General features: G+C 65.6%; 2 protein-coding genes. Both read left to right on the forward strand.

The window, feature by feature from the left end; translation table 11 throughout:
• Positions 1-48 precede the first annotated feature (48 nt).
• Positions 49-372: a transposase gene (locus GSY69_RS13835; protein WP_160954402.1), complete on the forward strand. Its 324-nt coding sequence runs from the start codon at positions 49-51 to the stop codon at positions 370-372.
• A partial coding sequence (locus GSY69_RS13840) for an IS3 family transposase (protein WP_160954403.1) occupies positions 369-681 on the forward strand: 313 nt, incomplete at its 3' end. The genes GSY69_RS13835 and GSY69_RS13840, both read left to right, overlap by 4 nt.

Raw genomic sequence — 681 nt, forward strand, 5'->3', positions numbered from 1 at the left:
TGAAGCGCCCTGGGTTTGGTTCCGACTCATCTGAAGGAGAATCGGATCATGCCCAAGAAGTACGACCAGCAGTTGCGTGAGCACGCCGTCAGGATGGTGCTCGACAAGCGCGCCGCCGAAGCATGCTCACAGCGCGTCGCGATGGACGCCGTCGGAGCCTCGCTCGGTATCGCGCCGGCGACCATCCGTAACTGGATGCCCCGTGCCGGCGAACAACTAGCCATGGCGGGCGCGGCAGCGCCGCGTGAGTCGCTCGAGGAAGAGAACCGGCGCCTTCGCCGCGAACTCGCAGAGACACGGCGCGCGAACGAGATCTTGAAGAAAGCATCGGCTTTTTTCGCAGCGGAACTCGACCGCCCCACGACGAGATGATCCGGTTCATCGACGAACACAAGGGTCAGTTCGGGGTCGAGTCCATCTGTCGCGTGCTGGGCGCGACGGAGTGTGGGTTCATCACGTCGCGCGGCTACCGGGCAGCGAAAGCCCGCCCGCGCTGCGCGCGAGCGATCCGTGACGAGGTCCTCATCGACGAGATCCGGCGCGTCCACCAGCAGAATTACGGCGTGTATGGCCACCGCAAGATGTGGCACGCGATGCGCCGCCAGGGCTGGATGATCGGACGCGACCAGACCGCCCGGCTCATGAGAGTCGCTGGGCTGCACGGTGTTCGGCGCGGGCGTC

The sequence above is a fragment of the Brevibacterium rongguiense genome (genome assembly GCF_009857845.1).
Lineage (GTDB): Bacteria > Actinomycetota > Actinomycetes > Actinomycetales > Brevibacteriaceae > Brevibacterium > Brevibacterium rongguiense.

Excerpts from the sequence above, each read along its gene's own strand:
- GSY69_RS13835 (WP_160954402.1), top strand. The coding sequence starts at position 49 with ATGCCCAAGAAGTACGACCAGCAGTTGCGTGAGCACGCCGTCAGGATG.